The sequence below is a fragment of the Sporosarcina sp. P34 genome, assembly GCF_002743375.1.
Lineage (GTDB): Bacteria > Bacillota > Bacilli > Bacillales_A > Planococcaceae > Sporosarcina.
This window is the reverse complement of the sequence record NZ_PDZC01000005.1, coordinates 81286-95909: the sequence shown is the minus strand read 5'-3', so window position 1 is coordinate 95909 and position 14624 is coordinate 81286. Positions and strand designations below refer to the sequence as shown.

Annotated in this window: 13 protein-coding genes; 2 read left to right on the top strand and 11 right to left on the bottom strand. The window is 40.8% G+C overall.

Annotated features, from left to right (window positions below; genetic code table 11):
* Positions 1 to 37 precede the first annotated feature (37 nt).
* From CSV63_RS09620 to CSV63_RS09565, 11 genes are all read right to left on the bottom strand, one after another.
* Positions 38 to 1519: an aldehyde dehydrogenase gene (locus CSV63_RS09620; RefSeq protein WP_099695621.1), complete on the bottom strand. Its 1482-nt coding sequence runs from the start codon at positions 1517 to 1519 to the stop codon at positions 38 to 40.
* A 19-nt stretch (positions 1520 to 1538) separates the two neighbouring features.
* Entirely contained in the window at positions 1539 to 2336 is a 798-nt protein-coding gene (locus tag CSV63_RS09615) for an alpha/beta fold hydrolase (RefSeq protein WP_099695620.1), read from the bottom strand.
* Positions 2336 to 2914 carry an amino acid synthesis family protein gene (locus tag CSV63_RS09610; protein ID WP_099629955.1) on the bottom strand — a complete coding sequence of 193 codons (579 nt, stop codon included), beginning with the start codon at positions 2912 to 2914 and terminating at the stop codon, positions 2336 to 2338. The genes CSV63_RS09615 and CSV63_RS09610 overlap by 1 nt, the downstream gene beginning before the upstream one ends.
* A 1-nt stretch (position 2915) precedes the next feature.
* Positions 2916 to 4064 (bottom strand): LLM class flavin-dependent oxidoreductase, encoded by a 1149-nt coding sequence (locus CSV63_RS09605; protein ID WP_099695619.1) that lies wholly within the window; start codon positions 4062 to 4064, stop codon positions 2916 to 2918.
* Positions 4065 to 4077: 13 nt separating this feature from the next.
* Positions 4078 to 4770 (bottom strand): GntR family transcriptional regulator, encoded by a 693-nt coding sequence (locus CSV63_RS09600; protein WP_099675325.1) that lies wholly within the window; start codon positions 4768 to 4770, stop codon positions 4078 to 4080.
* A gap of 149 nt (positions 4771 to 4919) precedes the next feature.
* Entirely contained in the window at positions 4920 to 6506 is a 1587-nt protein-coding gene (locus CSV63_RS09595; protein ID WP_099695618.1) for a BCCT family transporter, read from the bottom strand.
* Between the two features lie 516 nt (positions 6507 to 7022).
* Positions 7023 to 8768, bottom strand: coding sequence for a methyl-accepting chemotaxis protein (locus CSV63_RS09590; RefSeq protein WP_099695617.1), 1746 nt, complete (start codon positions 8766 to 8768; stop codon positions 7023 to 7025).
* A 974-nt stretch (positions 8769 to 9742) separates the two neighbouring features.
* Positions 9743 to 9880: a DUF3953 domain-containing protein gene (locus CSV63_RS17030; protein WP_369823835.1), complete on the bottom strand. Its 138-nt coding sequence runs from the start codon at positions 9878 to 9880 to the stop codon at positions 9743 to 9745.
* Positions 9881 to 10266: 386 nt separating this feature from the next.
* The gene (gene hslO / locus CSV63_RS09575; protein WP_099695615.1) at positions 10267 to 11130 is read right to left on the bottom strand and encodes an Hsp33 family molecular chaperone HslO; all 864 of its coding nucleotides are present in this window, start codon (positions 11128 to 11130) and stop codon (positions 10267 to 10269) included.
* Positions 11131 to 11236: 106 nt separating this feature from the next.
* Positions 11237 to 11884 carry an O-methyltransferase gene (locus CSV63_RS09570; RefSeq protein WP_099695614.1) on the bottom strand — a complete coding sequence of 216 codons (648 nt, stop codon included), beginning with the start codon at positions 11882 to 11884 and terminating at the stop codon, positions 11237 to 11239.
* Between the two features lie 39 nt (positions 11885 to 11923).
* Positions 11924 to 12283: a winged helix-turn-helix transcriptional regulator gene (locus CSV63_RS09565; RefSeq protein WP_099695613.1), complete on the bottom strand. Its 360-nt coding sequence runs from the start codon at positions 12281 to 12283 to the stop codon at positions 11924 to 11926.
* Between the two features lie 176 nt (positions 12284 to 12459).
* Between CSV63_RS09565 and CSV63_RS09560 the strand changes: the two genes are divergently transcribed.
* Positions 12460 to 13671: an MFS transporter gene (locus CSV63_RS09560; RefSeq protein WP_099695612.1), complete on the top strand. Its 1212-nt coding sequence runs from the start codon at positions 12460 to 12462 to the stop codon at positions 13669 to 13671.
* A gap of 49 nt (positions 13672 to 13720) precedes the next feature.
* Positions 13721 to 14551 (top strand): aldo/keto reductase, encoded by an 831-nt coding sequence (locus CSV63_RS09555; RefSeq protein WP_099695699.1) that lies wholly within the window; start codon positions 13721 to 13723, stop codon positions 14549 to 14551.
* Positions 14552 to 14624 lie beyond the last annotated feature (73 nt).

Here is a 14624-nt window from a genome sequence, read left to right as displayed (position 1 = left end):
GGTTGCTCCTCTCTCTATATATTAGGCCCGCTTCGACTTATCGCATGATGAATGGATCGGGCATAGGCTCGCTGGATGTGTTGATCCAAACCGCTTTGCTTTGCGTATATTCATAAATCGCGTCGAAACCACTTTCTCTTCCGTGACCGCTTAGTCCGGAACCTCCGATTGGCATAAGTGGAGAAATACTTCTGTATGTATTCACCCATATGATACCAGCGTGAACGGCTTTTGCTACACGGTGGGCTCTTGCGACATCTCGAGTCCAAATTCCTGTGGCCAGGGCATATTCCGTATCATTGGCCAAAGCAATCGCTTCTTCCTCATCTTTAAATGGGATGATGCTCAACACGGGACCGAAAATCTCTTCTTGAACAATCCGGGCATTATGATCAGTCAGTTCTATAATTGTCGGTTCAAAATACCAACCTGTTTCCGTATTTTCTGGAGTCTTCCCACCGATGACAACCTTGCCGCCTTCCGCTTTACCAATACCCACATATTCCTTCACTCGTTCAAGTTGTGCCTCCGTAGCAAGCGGACCCATTTCAGTCTCGTCAAGGAGCGGATCTCCTATTTTAATTCGTTTGACGCGCTCCACCAGTTTGTCAAGCACTTGATCGTAAATGTCTACGTGGAGCAATGCGCGGGAACCTGCTACACAACTTTGACCGGATGCTCCGAAAATTCCAGCAATGATACCCATTGCAGCGCTTTCAGGATCGGCATCTTCAAATACGATGTTCGGCGATTTTCCACCAAGTTCAAGGGATACTTGCGCAAAGTTTTCTGCTGTATTCCTGACGACATGACGTGCTGATTCGCTGCCCCCTGTAAAGGCTACTCTTCTTACGAGCGGATGAGCTGTCAACGTATTGCCGACTGGCATTCCAAAACCGGTGACAACATTGACTACGCCTTTTGGAAATCCTGCTTCTTCCACATATTTCATCAACTCCAGAAGAGACGCGGATGTCATTTCAGACGGCTTGATAACAATGGTATTCCCTGCCACCAAAGCTGGAGCCAATTTGATCGTCGTTAAGTATAATGGTGAATTCCACGGTGTGATCGCGGCCACTACGCCTAAAGGCTCTCTCGTCGTGAAGGCAAATATATCCTTTTTGTCTATCGGCATGGTTTGGCCGTGGATCTTATCTGCCAACCCCGCATAGTAATAGAAAAACTCGGGTAAATAAGTGAGTTGTCCACGCATTTCCCGAAGTAACTTCCCATTATCCTTCGTTTCGAATTCTGCCAGTTCCTCAATATTTTGCGAAATCAACTCACCCAGTTTATGAACGAGTTTACCACGTTCTGTGTAGGTCATCTCAGCCCATTCTGAATGTTGAAAAGCTTCGTGTGCTGCTTGCACTGCCCGATTCACATCTTCTTCGGTGCCTTCCGCTACTTCACACCAAGCCTCACCCGTTGCGGGATTATAGCTAGGGAAATATTTACCACTTTCCGATTCGATCCACTCACCGTTGACATACATTTTATATCTTTTTAATGACATCTTGGCACACTCCTTTCATTCAATAGACATGCTCTTTGATAAATGAATGAATCGCCTGATTTACGATCTCCGGTTTTTCGACGGGTAACATATGTCTCGTATCCGGAACAATCAACAACTCAGAATTCAATAGTTTTTCATGTATTTGGCGCGACATTTTCGGTGTTGAACCCACATCATATTCGCCTGTAATGACGAGCGAGGGAACTGTAATATCCTTCAGCTGTTGCCAAACTTCTTCATCCGCCGTGGCAAATAACGTATAGGCCGCCATGTACCCGTCAGCATTATTTGTTTCGAGGCGGTGTCTCACTTCATTGATAATCTTTGGATTCTTTTCCTGAAAATCTTGATTGAACCAACGCTGAATTGCAGGCTCGATAGTAGTTTGTGGTCCTAATTCTTTCACTTTTTCAACTCTCGCAGCAATCGCTTTTCTCTGCTCGGGTGTTCTGTTGGCGACCGAATTCATAATGGTCAAGGTTCTAATTTTATCCGGAAACTTAGCGGCAAATGACTGCGCAACCATTGCTCCCATGGAGAAACCAACTAAATGTACGTTTGTCAGTTTTAACTCGTTCACAAGTGTGGCTAATTGCACGACAAACTGTGATAGTGAATAGGGACCGGGTGGATGCGAAGATCCCCCGTGTCCTAGCATGTCATATGTAATTACGCGATAATTAGCAGACAAACGATTCACTTGTTGTTGCCACATTGCATGATCCAGTCCGACACCGTGAATGAAAATTAGCGGTTCTCCCACTCCTGTTTCTTCATATAAAGTGGTTTCTTGATCATACGTAATGTTTGACATTAGGCAAGACCCATCTCAACCATATCTTGATGACGGTCACCTGTTCTTGGGAATGGACGGCCAGCTGTTGACACACTGATTGCAACTACGATTTCATTTGCACGCGGAGCATCTGGAATCATCGCTTCGAATGTCAAGAAATGAGAACGCTTGGAGTCTTCATTTTTGTGTACCATTGGAATCAGTACGGGAGTTCCTGCACCTCCGCGTTTGTTCGTAAATGGCAAGATACTTTTGCCTCCTACTGCATCGCGGAATTTATTACCGAATTTCAATGTATGGATGAATGCTGATGCATGTTCCATTTCACCGTCAACACCCACTACCGCAGCCTTACCGAATGCTTCCACATCGTCTGCGGAATCAATATGCTTAAATAATTCATCTACTAAAATTTCTCCAATTTCAGGAGCATACTCATTAATTTCCGGCATGAGATCTTCTACAAATCCTCTTTCAACCCATGGGTTTTTCATAACCAACATCGTGGTGATCATTTTGATCGGTGCATCTAATTGTTTGCCACCTTCCATGCGTGTTTCCTCTATTGCGGTATATACTTTGCGAACTTCTAACATATTAAACTACCTCCAATTTTGTTTTTGCGAATTTTGGCATAACTTCTTCCGTAAATAACTTCAAACTTTTCATCACTTTTTCATGTGGCAATGTGCTGTGATTTGTCCATAATAGCAAGTTTTGTAGATTCAGTTCTTCCTGGAGTTCCTGAATCTTTTCTGCAACATATTCTGGCGTTCCAACCAACATGTTTCTAGAAAACAGGAAATCAAAGTCCAGTTCTTGCCCTTCTTTCAGCTCTTCACCTGGATCAAGTAAATTACTGAGACCTCTCCAGTGACAGATCCAGCGGTACGTGTTCAGTACTGCCTCTTCAAAATCCGCGCGAGCTTCTTCCATCGTCTCCGCCACATAGACATCACGGACAAGTGCGATTCCTTCACCAAGTGGCACATCGATGCCTCTCGCTTCAGAAGCTTTCCCACGGTATAACTCGAACCGTTGCTTTAACTCTTTTACAGTTGGCATCCAGAAAATTCCGTTAATTCCCGTTTCAGCTGCAATTTCAATTGAACGAGGTGAATCAATTGTTTGCCAAATATTCGGCATACGGTTTTCATACGTATTCGGCATTAGCGATATTTTGCTTATTTCGCCTTTTTCCATATCCATGAATTCTGGAGTAGCTGGGCTCATGGGATGCTTCCACTTCAAGCCATCTGCAGGGAATTTAAAGAATTCACCTTTGTGAGAGAAGAAACGATTAGACCATGCTTTTTTCATAACTTCCAGTGTCTCTTCAAATAATGCTCGGTTTTGATCGTTATTTTTCGGATCTGCTAGAGGGTTTAAGTTAGCTGCTTCTCGACCGTACAAGCCACGAGCCAACCCTACTTCTACTCGACCTTTACTCAACTGATCAAGCATCGCAATATCTTCTGCTAAACGTAGTGGATGCCAGAATGTTGCAACGTTTGCGGCTTGGCCGATTCGAATGTTTTTTGTGCGAGCTGCAATATCTGCACCCATCATAAGCGGGTTAGAGATTAACTCATTTCCCTCATGGCCAAAATGGTGTTCCGTGTACCAAATAGAATCGTAACCGTTTTCATCACAATAAATCGCTTGCTCACGCGCTTCGTCCAATACTTTGTAATACTCATCGTGACGTCCTGGGCCTGATAGGTTTGCAAATATTCCAAATTTCATAATGTTTCTCCTCCTAGTTAATTGAGCTCGCACTCATTTTTTTGGCAATTCCCGTTTTCAATCCTTTAGCACTTGCTTCGACGTGACGTCTCATTGTGTTTTCAGCTTTTTCACGTCTTCCTGTCAAAATTGCATCTAATATACCTTGGTGTTCCTTCAGCGATTTTTTTAAACGTTCAGGATTATTGATACTTATTTGGACATAGCGTTGGTAGGGTATTTGATTCAGCATCAAGTTCAATAAATAGCTTAATTTAGAATTGTCCGCACCTGCCAATATCGCTGCATGGAACTGTTCATTTGCTTCCGCGTATAATTTTGTATCGTTATTCTGAGCGGCTACTTCCATTAATGCAACGGCTACTTCAAGTTGTTTGATCGCTACCGGGTTCTGAGTCTCTGCTAAGAGTCCCGCTGCAAAACCTTCTAACGCTTCTTTTACAGTGAAAAGCTCATCAAGTTCTTGTTCCGTTGGTTTTCTTACACAAGTACCTACACGTGGAATGATCTCCACAAGCCCTTCTCTTTCCAGTTGTTTCAGTGCTTCTCTTATAGGCGTTCTACTAACCTCGTAGTCTTGTGATAAAGCAGCCTCCGACAATTGTTTTCCCGGTTCATATTCCCCAGAAATGACTGCCTCCCGTATGGCATTCGTTACTTGTGCGGTAATACTGACAGTTTGTATTTTCTGTATTATCGTAATCACCTCTCTATGATTCATGTACGTTGGTAGGTCATTCTCATTTCAAAATATCAATCTACCATGTACCATACAAGCTATGAGATGAGTATATTATCTAATTATTCAAATGTCAACGAGTATTTGGATAATTTAATTTACTAATCTATTTTTCATTACATTTCTCTATCTGCCGCGACTTCTTTCACCGGGATCATATCTTGCTCCTCTTCGATAATTCCTTGTTCAATCGCAAGTTCTCTGGCTACTTTCGGTGCATACCACACGACAGGAAGTAAAAGAATGGATACTGGAACTGCTGCTATTACAACAAATGACTGCAATGCGCCAATTCCTCCACCACCGATTTTAATGAGAATCGTTGCAATAGTAGACATAATCACAGCCCAAAATACACGAACGACTTTTGGTGGATTCCCGTCTCCCGTCACGGCCATTGAGATGGAATAAGACATTGAATCTACGGTCGTCACTACGAATAACGTAGTTAAAATTAAGAAAACAGAAGGCATGATACTTCCTAACGGCATTTGTCCTGCGATTGCGATGATCGCGCTAGGCAATCCACCTTCCGTCAACGGTCCACTAACAGATCCTATATTTTTCAGCTCATAGAAAATGCCTGTTCCACCTAGAACCGTAAACCAAAAATTCGTAGTGATAGGTGCTATTACAGCAACCACAACAAATATCTCACGGATTTTTCTGCCGTTGGATATCCTCGCCACGAATAATGCTACCAGTGGGCCAAAACCTATAAACCAGCCAAAGAAAAAGAGTAACCAACCACCAAGCCATGCTTCATCACTGCGGAACGTACTAATATTTATAAATTCACTAATATACGTCCCGTAGGAGGACATAAATGAATTGATTATAAATAAACCAGGACCTAGCAATAACAAAAAGGCAGCAATCACTACGACCAAATTCACGTTCAACTTACTCAAAAATTGAATTCCTTTTTCGATACCTGTTAGCGTCGATACGAGCACCACACCAGTCAATAGTACAATAATGGAGAGTTGCGTTAAAAACGTATCCGGTATCCCGAAGATTGCACTGACGCCATAGCTGACTTGTAAACCAAGAAAACCAATCGGACCAATCGTCCCCGCGGCAGCGCCTATAATACAAAATACATCAGCAGCTGTTCCCCACTTGCTCGTTAACACTCTTTCCTTCAATATCGGATATAGAAGAGTTCTAGGTTTCAACGGCATGCCTTTATGTTTATGTGCGTAAATTAAAATAATCGCACTAATTGCGCCATATACGGACCATGCAGTAAAACCCCATGACATATAACTTTGAGCTAAGGCTGGACCTATCGCATCCTCCGTGCTAGCTGCAATCCCTTTATGCATTGGAGGCACGTCTAGAAAATAGTACATAGGCTCTGCTGCTGCCCAAAAGACTCCGCCGGCTCCAAGACCTGTCGTCAGGATCACGGCTACCCATTTGAAATACGTCATTTCAGGTTTCTTTGCATCACCAAGACGAACTTTTCCGTACTTTGATACTGCTAACACTGCCCCAACAACAAAGGTAGCCATCATAAGAAATTGCCAATACGCACCGAAGTAACGAATGGAAAGATCAAAACCTTTATTCACAAAGCTACTGACCGTGTCCACTTTAAAGAGTGAAAATAACACGAATACTACTAAAACGCCTCCGCTAAATAAGAAAACAGGCCAATCAACCTTTTCGCGAATAAATTTCCAATAACTTTTCGTCATAATCCTCCTCCTAGTTCACAATATTTCTACTAACACTTCGTCACTGAGTCACAACTAAACTTCCTTTCATTAAATTTTGGTAGCGCTTTCTTTATGGAAAATATGAATGTACTTCTTGTTGCATGTACCATACAAGTGCTTGTAATATAGATTATATTTTAAATTCGGAATTGTCAATATATATTTTCACACTTTTCAATTAGTATAAATCTTATTTTGTTCAACATAAAAATATAGATATTTATCTCATTTTTATTAGTTGTATGCGATAGTATCATCTATTTATTGTGAGGCTTTTAGCAGACGCTTCATTATCTGACGTATTATAGATACAAAAACAACGCGAATCCCCTAATGGTTCGCGTTGTTTCCCTCTCCGTTCCATATCTCTGAATTTTATGGAAACCTATTCACCATTCATGAAGTACCAGATCACGACAGCATTACACAACTTCGACATTGGTTGCAGATCGCTGCCCAAAAATCATTCTAGCAAGGTGTTTCATCATACTTTATTCATTTCACGTTAAACTCCGAAACTAATTTTTGTAGTTCTTCTGCTACGTGGGACAAAGAAAAGGCTGAAGAAGCGATCTCCTCCATAGAAGCAAGTTGTTCTTCACTAGACGCTGCCACGCTACGGGAATGGTGAGCAGAATCCCTAGCGATTTGACTCATATCTTTAACTGAAACCGTGACTATCTGGCTACTTGCTGACATTTGTTGTGTTGTGGTTGCTACTCCTTGAATTTGGTTGGCAACTTGGTTTAATGAATGGTAAATGGTTTGAAACTTTTGTTCCGTGTCATTGACAATCAGAATTCCACTATCTACTTCATCATTTACTCCATTCATACCTACGACAGAATTGTCTGTTTCGTTTTGGATTTCCGAAACTAAGTTAGTAATATGCTGTGCTGAATGAGTCGATTGGTCCGCAAGTATCCGTACTTCATTGGCGACAACGGCAAACCCTTTCCCATGGTCACCAGCCCTCGCCGCTTCAATCGCGGCGTTCAAAGCTAACAGGTTTGTCTGCTTAGCGATTTTCCCCATTACTTCCACGATCGATCCAATTTTCTCGGAGTGAACTTTTAATTTTTCAATCGATGAATTAGACTCCTTGACTGTCTTGCGAATCACATTCATTTGACCTATTAGGTGTTGCAATAAAGCATTCCCTTCCTCCGCCTCGATTGATGAGTTTTGTGCCGCTTCCGAAACATCCAAGCAATCGATCGCAATTCCTTGCAGTTCTACATCCATCCTAGTCATCATCTGTACAACTTCATCCGCACTTTCTGTCTGTTTTTCCGAGCCAAGGTCAACTTCCTGGATTGCGGTCACAATATGTTCAGTCGCTTCTGTATTTTGTTCTGTATTTGCCGTTAGTTGTTCCGCGGACGATGCTACTTCGTTCGATGTAACAGTAATTTGCGTAATCAACTGGCGGACATTATGAATCATTTGTTGAAAGTCTTGTACGAGGGCACCAATTTCATCCTTATTTCTTACCTTCAGCACATCCACCGCAAGATTTCCGTCCGCTACTTCTTTGGCTTGGCTTGCAAGTGCCATCAATGGATTGGAAATGCTTCGCGAGAAAAAATAAATAATGATTACGCCTAGAACTAGTGATAAGGTGAGTGTAATGGCAAGGGAGTGTAAAATTGCGTTTGCTCTTTTATTAAAATCCTGATAAAAACTATTTGTACTCAAAATCCATCCCCAAGTTGGCTCAAGCTCAGCGTAACTAACGTTTAGTGCCATGTGTCCGGGCTCGTCAGGAAGCTCCCACATCGTGTCCATATAAATTGATCCTTTGGCTTGCACATTGTTAATCATTTTTTGAAAGAAGTATTCCCCATTGTTGTCTTGATAGTCCCATGTGTTTGTTCCTTCCAAATACGGATCTGCCACTTGGTTCCCTTGTTCGTCAATAATATAAAAGTAGCCGTTTTCCCCCAAGTCTATATTTTTATTAATTGGACGCGTTCCGTCTGCTGACTTTTCTCCTAAAACAGATACTTTCACATATTCTTGCGCATCTTCAAGGCTAATATTTCCTTTTTGCACCTCTTGGTCTATCACTTTTATTACTTCTATTGTTTGCTTAACACTATTTTTCAACATCAATTTTCCCGATTCGTTTAGACTGTCTATAGACAATTGATAGCTGACGATACCAACAAGAAGTGCGGGTATACATAAAAACAGAAAAGAAATTAACATGATTTTTTTTCTTAAGTTCAAACGAAACATCTCTGTATCCCCCCATAAACCATATTTAAAATCCAAAAAAGAGCTGCTTGGCGATTAACTATCCATTGTTGCAACTCTTTTTCATTTAACCTTATTTAGCTGATTAAAGCTCCTATGTTTCCACGCAAAATCAATTACCTCCTCCTTACTTCGCACTAATTTCGTTACTAGTCCCATACCAGTCCAATGACGACAAGTACCTATGAATGTGTATTTTGTATTTCATCCTAGTCATCTCACTTTATATGAAAAAAACTACAATGAAGAACTTTAACAACATTTCTTCCACAATTGCCTTTCAATTTTCTTGCAAACAGATCTTTTGTTTCACTTGCATGTACCATACAAGAGCTTTTATTATACATTATATCCAACTTTCAGAATTGTCAATATACAATTTGAATAAAATACCAGGTTCCCGAACAAACCATAACTCATTCTCAATTGCTTCAGATTTGTGTGGAGACCTGGCACCCTTCAAACTAAGTATATCTACTGGTTTCACATGCCAGCCTTCTTCATTTTAAGCGGATTGTTTTTTAAGCCTGTAGTTGAAAAGAGCCTAATGAAACTCTCGATTCAAAAACAAATTATACAGTTAATCGTCCCTTATTTTTTTCACTAGTAAGTATTACACTGATTCGTTATGGGATAGAATTTGGTTCGGGGAATTTTGATTGGTCATGGTATGTACATGATATATGGATTATTATTGTTGGAGGACATTTTGTGCTTAGCGCCTATGGTGTTGTCTGGTTTGTGACTACTCTGTTCTATACATACCTGTTTTTCTTGTATTGCTGCAATATGTCCTGATTATACGTAAGTTCTTTCCGTCTGACGAAATAAAATGTATACGAATAATCGCATAGTGCGTGTATAAGCTTACTATATACCTCGCCTGTAGGGTTCTCCTTTATATCCCAGTACTCCATCTCCCCAGCTCTTTTCAAATCGTTTTTTCCATACGCTCATTATCTTAATAAAATGTTAATGTTTAGAAGTATGCTAAAAGCAGCCACAAAGAAAAGTAATATCGCCAGTCTCTTCCTTTTTTCTTTCAATTGATTTATTCCTATGAGTAAAAGCATGACTCCCAAAAGAATCTGCATATAAGGCAACGTGATATTTTCACCGGTTAGTAAACTATAACTAGAAACGACAGCTACTATGATTCCCACTATAGCAATGAATATATTCATTATGTTCAAAGATCTCCCTTCTTTAAAATTTATTACTCTTGACTGTCATTTGGTCCATTCTCTAAGTTGTTCGGACTTTTTCTATCCCTTTCTTCAACATGGAAAAATACCGAAATGATAGATATTCTTATCTTCATTAGTAAATTCAATCTTTCTATTTTACATGAACAGATCAGAATATATTCTCAATAATAATCTACCCTATAAATCAATCTAAAAAACACCCGTATAAGAATATTCATGAATGTCTACGCAAACATGTCTTATTCTCACACAGGTACGCAGTATACATTACTTTATAAAGCTACTTCTTTCAGTGCTTGTAAATGTTCGGTATCGAAGTAATAGAATTCATTGCAGAAATGACAATTCGCTTCGGCGTGTCCATCGGTTTCAATCATGTCTTGAATCTCTTCGCTTCCTAAGCTGATAATTGCATTAGTGATCCGATCCACAGAGCATTGACACTGAAATCGAACGGGCATACTTTCTAATACTGTAACATTTTCCGATCCCAAAACGTGCGCAAGTAGTTGTTCGGGTGTACTTCTTTCTGAGATCATGGACGACAGCGGTGCAATTACTTTCATTCGGTCTTTAATGATATTCAATACTTCTTCATCCGCGCCCGGCATGAGTTGAATAATAAAACCACCCGCGGCTTTTACAGTAGAATCAGAATTTACTAACACGTCTACTCCGACTGCAGATGCTGTTTGTTCCGATTTAGAAAGATACGATGTATAGTCTTCTCCAATTTCTCCGGAAATGAGAGGGATTTGTCCGACGAAAGGATGCATCAGCCCGACATCTTTTGAGACAGTTAATAAGCCATTCATTCCGACTGCTTTTCCTACCTCGTTTATTTCCATTTCCGTTTGAGGATTCGAGACATATCCACGAACCTCACCTTTCGCGTTGGAATCCACCATAATGGTACCGAGTGGTCCGCCACCATTGATTTTAACCGATACTTTTTCCTCGCCTTTTAACATAGCGCCAAGAATTACACCGGCTGTCATTGAACGTCCGAGGGCGTCTGTAGCTGTTGGCTTAGCTGCATGCCGTCGCTGTGCTTCCGCTACTGTTGCAGTTGAATTCACGGCATAGGCACGTATTTGATTTTGATAAGCCACTGCTTTCACTAAATAATCATTCATTCTATACACCCTTTCTATAACCTTTAACGTTTAGTTGAGCTTTGTTTCTCTTAGATTTTCGGGTGTTACACCACTTCCAAGCGGAACGACGATTTGTCACCGAATTTTATGCACGCTGCGGTTTAACTTGCGATACCGTTAATCCATCACCAACCGGCAATAATACTGACATCAAACGAGGATGCCGTGCTGTATATTCATTGAATTCCCGCATACTTTCTGTATATTGTTTCTCTGGTATGGACGAGTCTGCTACTGAACCGCCTGCCAACACGTTATCAGCTACGATCAACGCATTCGGCTCAGCTAACTCTAAACAGCTGTCTAAATAGTTTCGGTAATTCTCTTTATCCGCATCAATGAAAAAGAAATCAAATGTTTTTCCTTTTGCTTTCAATGCTTCCAAGCTATCTAAAGCAGGTCCGGTTTTATACGTCACTTGGTCACCAAAGCCCGCCTTCGTTAAATTAGCATTTGCTAACTTTGCGAATGATTCCTCTAATTCGAGTGAAGTCAAATGCCCTTCCTTGCTAAATCCTCTCGCCAGACATATACCGCTATATCCGCCAAGCGCACCAATTTCAAGAACATTTTTTGCGCCAGTCAATGAAACGAGCATCGTCAAAGCCTTGCCCGACGCAGGAGAAACTGAGATCGAACGCATACCATTTTCTTGGATTGAGCATAGGACATCCTCAAGAACTTGATCAGTTGATACAAAAGTTTGGTCTATATATTGGTTAATCATTTTCATTAAATAACTCCTCCTCTGTATAGTAAGTGGAATGCAACATTATTCATTTAACACACTTTCCGCAAGTACTTTGGATTTATCACCGTAAACTTTTGTAATATGTACATCTCCCCATGCACAAAGCGCGCTTAAAATAGCTTCTAAACTTTGGCCATATTCACTTAATTCATATTCAACTTTAGGCGGCACTTGATTGTAGACCATTCTATTTATCACTCCGTCCGCTTCTAATTCACGTAATTGTTGAGTTAACATCTTTTGCGTAATGTTTGGCATTAATCTTTTTAATTCACTTGTACGCTTTCTACCATGAGTCAAATGACATAGTATGACACACTTCCACTTACCACCTATTACTTCCAATGTTGCTTCCACACTAATATTATATTTCTTGCTCATTTCATTCGCCTCCGCTTTGGATAGGTACTAAAAGGTGCCTACATTACTTTAAAGTGCGTACTTCTCTTTTAGTTTTCTATACTTCATACTAACATTTGCAGGTGGATTTCACTACATCAACGATTTTGATGCCATAAAATTTGCATGCGATGTATTACGAGGAGGGACGTAAGAAAATGTCAATAGATAAAAAACGCAGTACATTTGCATTGCTTGCATTAGCTATCAGTGCATTTGCGATAGGTACTACCGAATTTGTGAGTGTCGGACTATTACCACTCATTGCTCAAGATTTAGATATTTCAGTTTCACTGGCCGGATTGACTATTTCCTTATATGCTATAGGGGTGATGATCGGTGCTCCAATTCTTACCAGTCTAACGTCTAGATTACCTCGTAAGACCGTTTTAATCTGGATCATGGTCATATTTATCATCGGCAACAGTATAGCTGTAGTTGCAACGAGTCTAAGCGTATTACTGTTTGCACGCATTATTTCCGCCTTTTCACATGGCGTGTTCATGTCGATCGGTGCAACAATCGCCGCAGATTTAGTGCCAGAAAATCGTAGAGCAAGTGCTATTTCCATCATGTTTACCGGATTAACAGTTGCGACGATAACCGGAGTTCCTTTTGGCACATTCATCGGTCAACATATGGGATGGCGTTCTGCTTTTGTCTTAATTGTGATTATAGGTGTAATTGGGCTTGTTTCGAACAGTCTCCTAATTCCTTTAAACTTACGACAGAGCGCACCGACTACATTGAGTGATCAAACGAGACTTTTGACAAATGGCCGTTTACTACTAGTATTTACTATTACAGCACTCGGTTATGGCGGAACATTTGTTGTGTTCACCTATTTGTCTCCTTTACTGCAGGAAGTGACAGGATTTAAGCAAAGTACAGTTGTCATGATCTTGCTCGTCTATGGAATCGCCATCGCAATAGGAAACATGTTGGGTGGAAAACTGGCCAATAAAAATCCCATTCATGCGTTATTTTATATGTTTATCGCACAAGCCGTTATCTTATTCCTATTGACATTCACTGCACCGTTTAAAGTGGCTGGATTAATCACCATTATATTGATGGGTATATTTGCTTTTATGAATGTTCCAGGACTACAAGTATATGTCGTAATCTTAGCGGAACGATTCATTCCACGTGCGATCGACGTAGCCTCTGCGATAAATATTGCCGCTTTTAATGCTGGAATCGCCATTGGTTCGTACCTTGGTGGGATGGTGACGGATTCGATCGGTATTATTCATACACCATGGATTGGGGCAAGCATGGTAATGTTTGCAGCGATCTTAACAGGCATTGCTCGTTTACTGGAACGTAAAGACCATGTAACCATACAAGCACTGAAGGAGGTGATGTGACGAGTAGACTGCACGTTTAGTAATGACTATGGATGGAGGAAGAAATCATATGAAAAATTTGCAATCAACAACTACACTATCTAACGGGGTTGAAATGCCTTGGCTTGGTCTCGGAGTATTTAAAGTAAAAGAAGGTTCAGAGCTCGTAAACGTTGTAAAAACTGCAATTGAGCACGGTTACCGCAGTATCGATACAGCAGCGATTTACGACAACGAGAGTAGCGTAGGTAAAGGTATACAAGCAGCACAAGTGGATCGGAAAGAATTATTTGTCACATCGAAAGTATGGAATAGCGACCTTGGTTATGAAAAAACACTTGCCGCTTTTGACGAGAGTATAACGAAACTTGGTCTAGATTACTTGGATCTATACCTCATTCACTGGCCTGTAGAAGGAAAATTTATAGAGGCATGGCGCGCATTGGAAACCTTGTACGAAGAAGGAAAAGCTAGAGCGATCGGCGTAAGTAATTTTCAGCCGCACCATTTAGAAGAATTAATGAAACATGCAAAAATCAAGCCGATGGTAAATCAAGTCGAATACCATCCCCGTTTAACACAAAAAGAAGTACAAGCATTCTGCCAAAAGCATGATATCCAAATCGAAGCATGGTCACCTCTCATGCAAGGTGAGTTACTGGCCAATGAAGAATTACAAGAAATTGCGGATCACTACAAGAAAACCGTAGCGCAAGTAATTTTGCGTTGGGATTTGCAAAATGGTGTAGTGACCATACCCAAATCAACGAAAGCCCACCGCATCGCTGAAAATGCGGATGTATTCGACTTCGAACTCACTTCAGAAGATATGGAACGAATCGATAAGTTAAATCAAGACGATCGAATCGGACCCGATCCTGACAACTTCGACTTCTCATAATCAAACAAAAATAAAGCCTGTCCAACCAAACTCTGGTTCGGACAGGCTTTTCAAATTTTTTAAGCTATAGAGA

Coding starts and splice junctions, on each gene's coding strand:
- CSV63_RS09620 (WP_099695621.1), bottom strand. CDS start 1,519: ATGTCATTAAAAAGATATAAAATGTATGTCAACGGTGAGTGGATCGAA.
- CSV63_RS09615 (WP_099695620.1), bottom strand. CDS start 2,336: ATGTCAAACATTACGTATGATCAAGAAACCACTTTATATGAAGAAACA.
- CSV63_RS09610 (WP_099629955.1), bottom strand. CDS start 2,914: ATGTTAGAAGTTCGCAAAGTATATACCGCAATAGAGGAAACACGCATG.
- CSV63_RS09605 (WP_099695619.1), bottom strand. CDS start 4,064: ATGAAATTTGGAATATTTGCAAACCTATCAGGCCCAGGACGTCACGAT.
- CSV63_RS09595 (WP_099695618.1), bottom strand. CDS start 6,506: ATGACGAAAAGTTATTGGAAATTTATTCGCGAAAAGGTTGATTGGCCT.
- CSV63_RS09590 (WP_099695617.1), bottom strand. CDS start 8,768: ATGTTTCGTTTGAACTTAAGAAAAAAAATCATGTTAATTTCTTTTCTG.
- CSV63_RS17030 (WP_369823835.1), bottom strand. CDS start 9,880: ATGCAGATTCTTTTGGGAGTCATGCTTTTACTCATAGGAATAAATCAA.
- hslO (WP_099695615.1), bottom strand. CDS start 11,130: ATGAATGATTATTTAGTGAAAGCAGTGGCTTATCAAAATCAAATACGT.
- CSV63_RS09570 (WP_099695614.1), bottom strand. CDS start 11,884: ATGAAAATGATTAACCAATATATAGACCAAACTTTTGTATCAACTGAT.
- CSV63_RS09565 (WP_099695613.1), bottom strand. CDS start 12,283: ATGAGCAAGAAATATAATATTAGTGTGGAAGCAACATTGGAAGTAATA.
- CSV63_RS09560 (WP_099695612.1), top strand. CDS start 12,460: ATGTCAATAGATAAAAAACGCAGTACATTTGCATTGCTTGCATTAGCT.
- CSV63_RS09555 (WP_099695699.1), top strand. CDS start 13,721: ATGAAAAATTTGCAATCAACAACTACACTATCTAACGGGGTTGAAATG.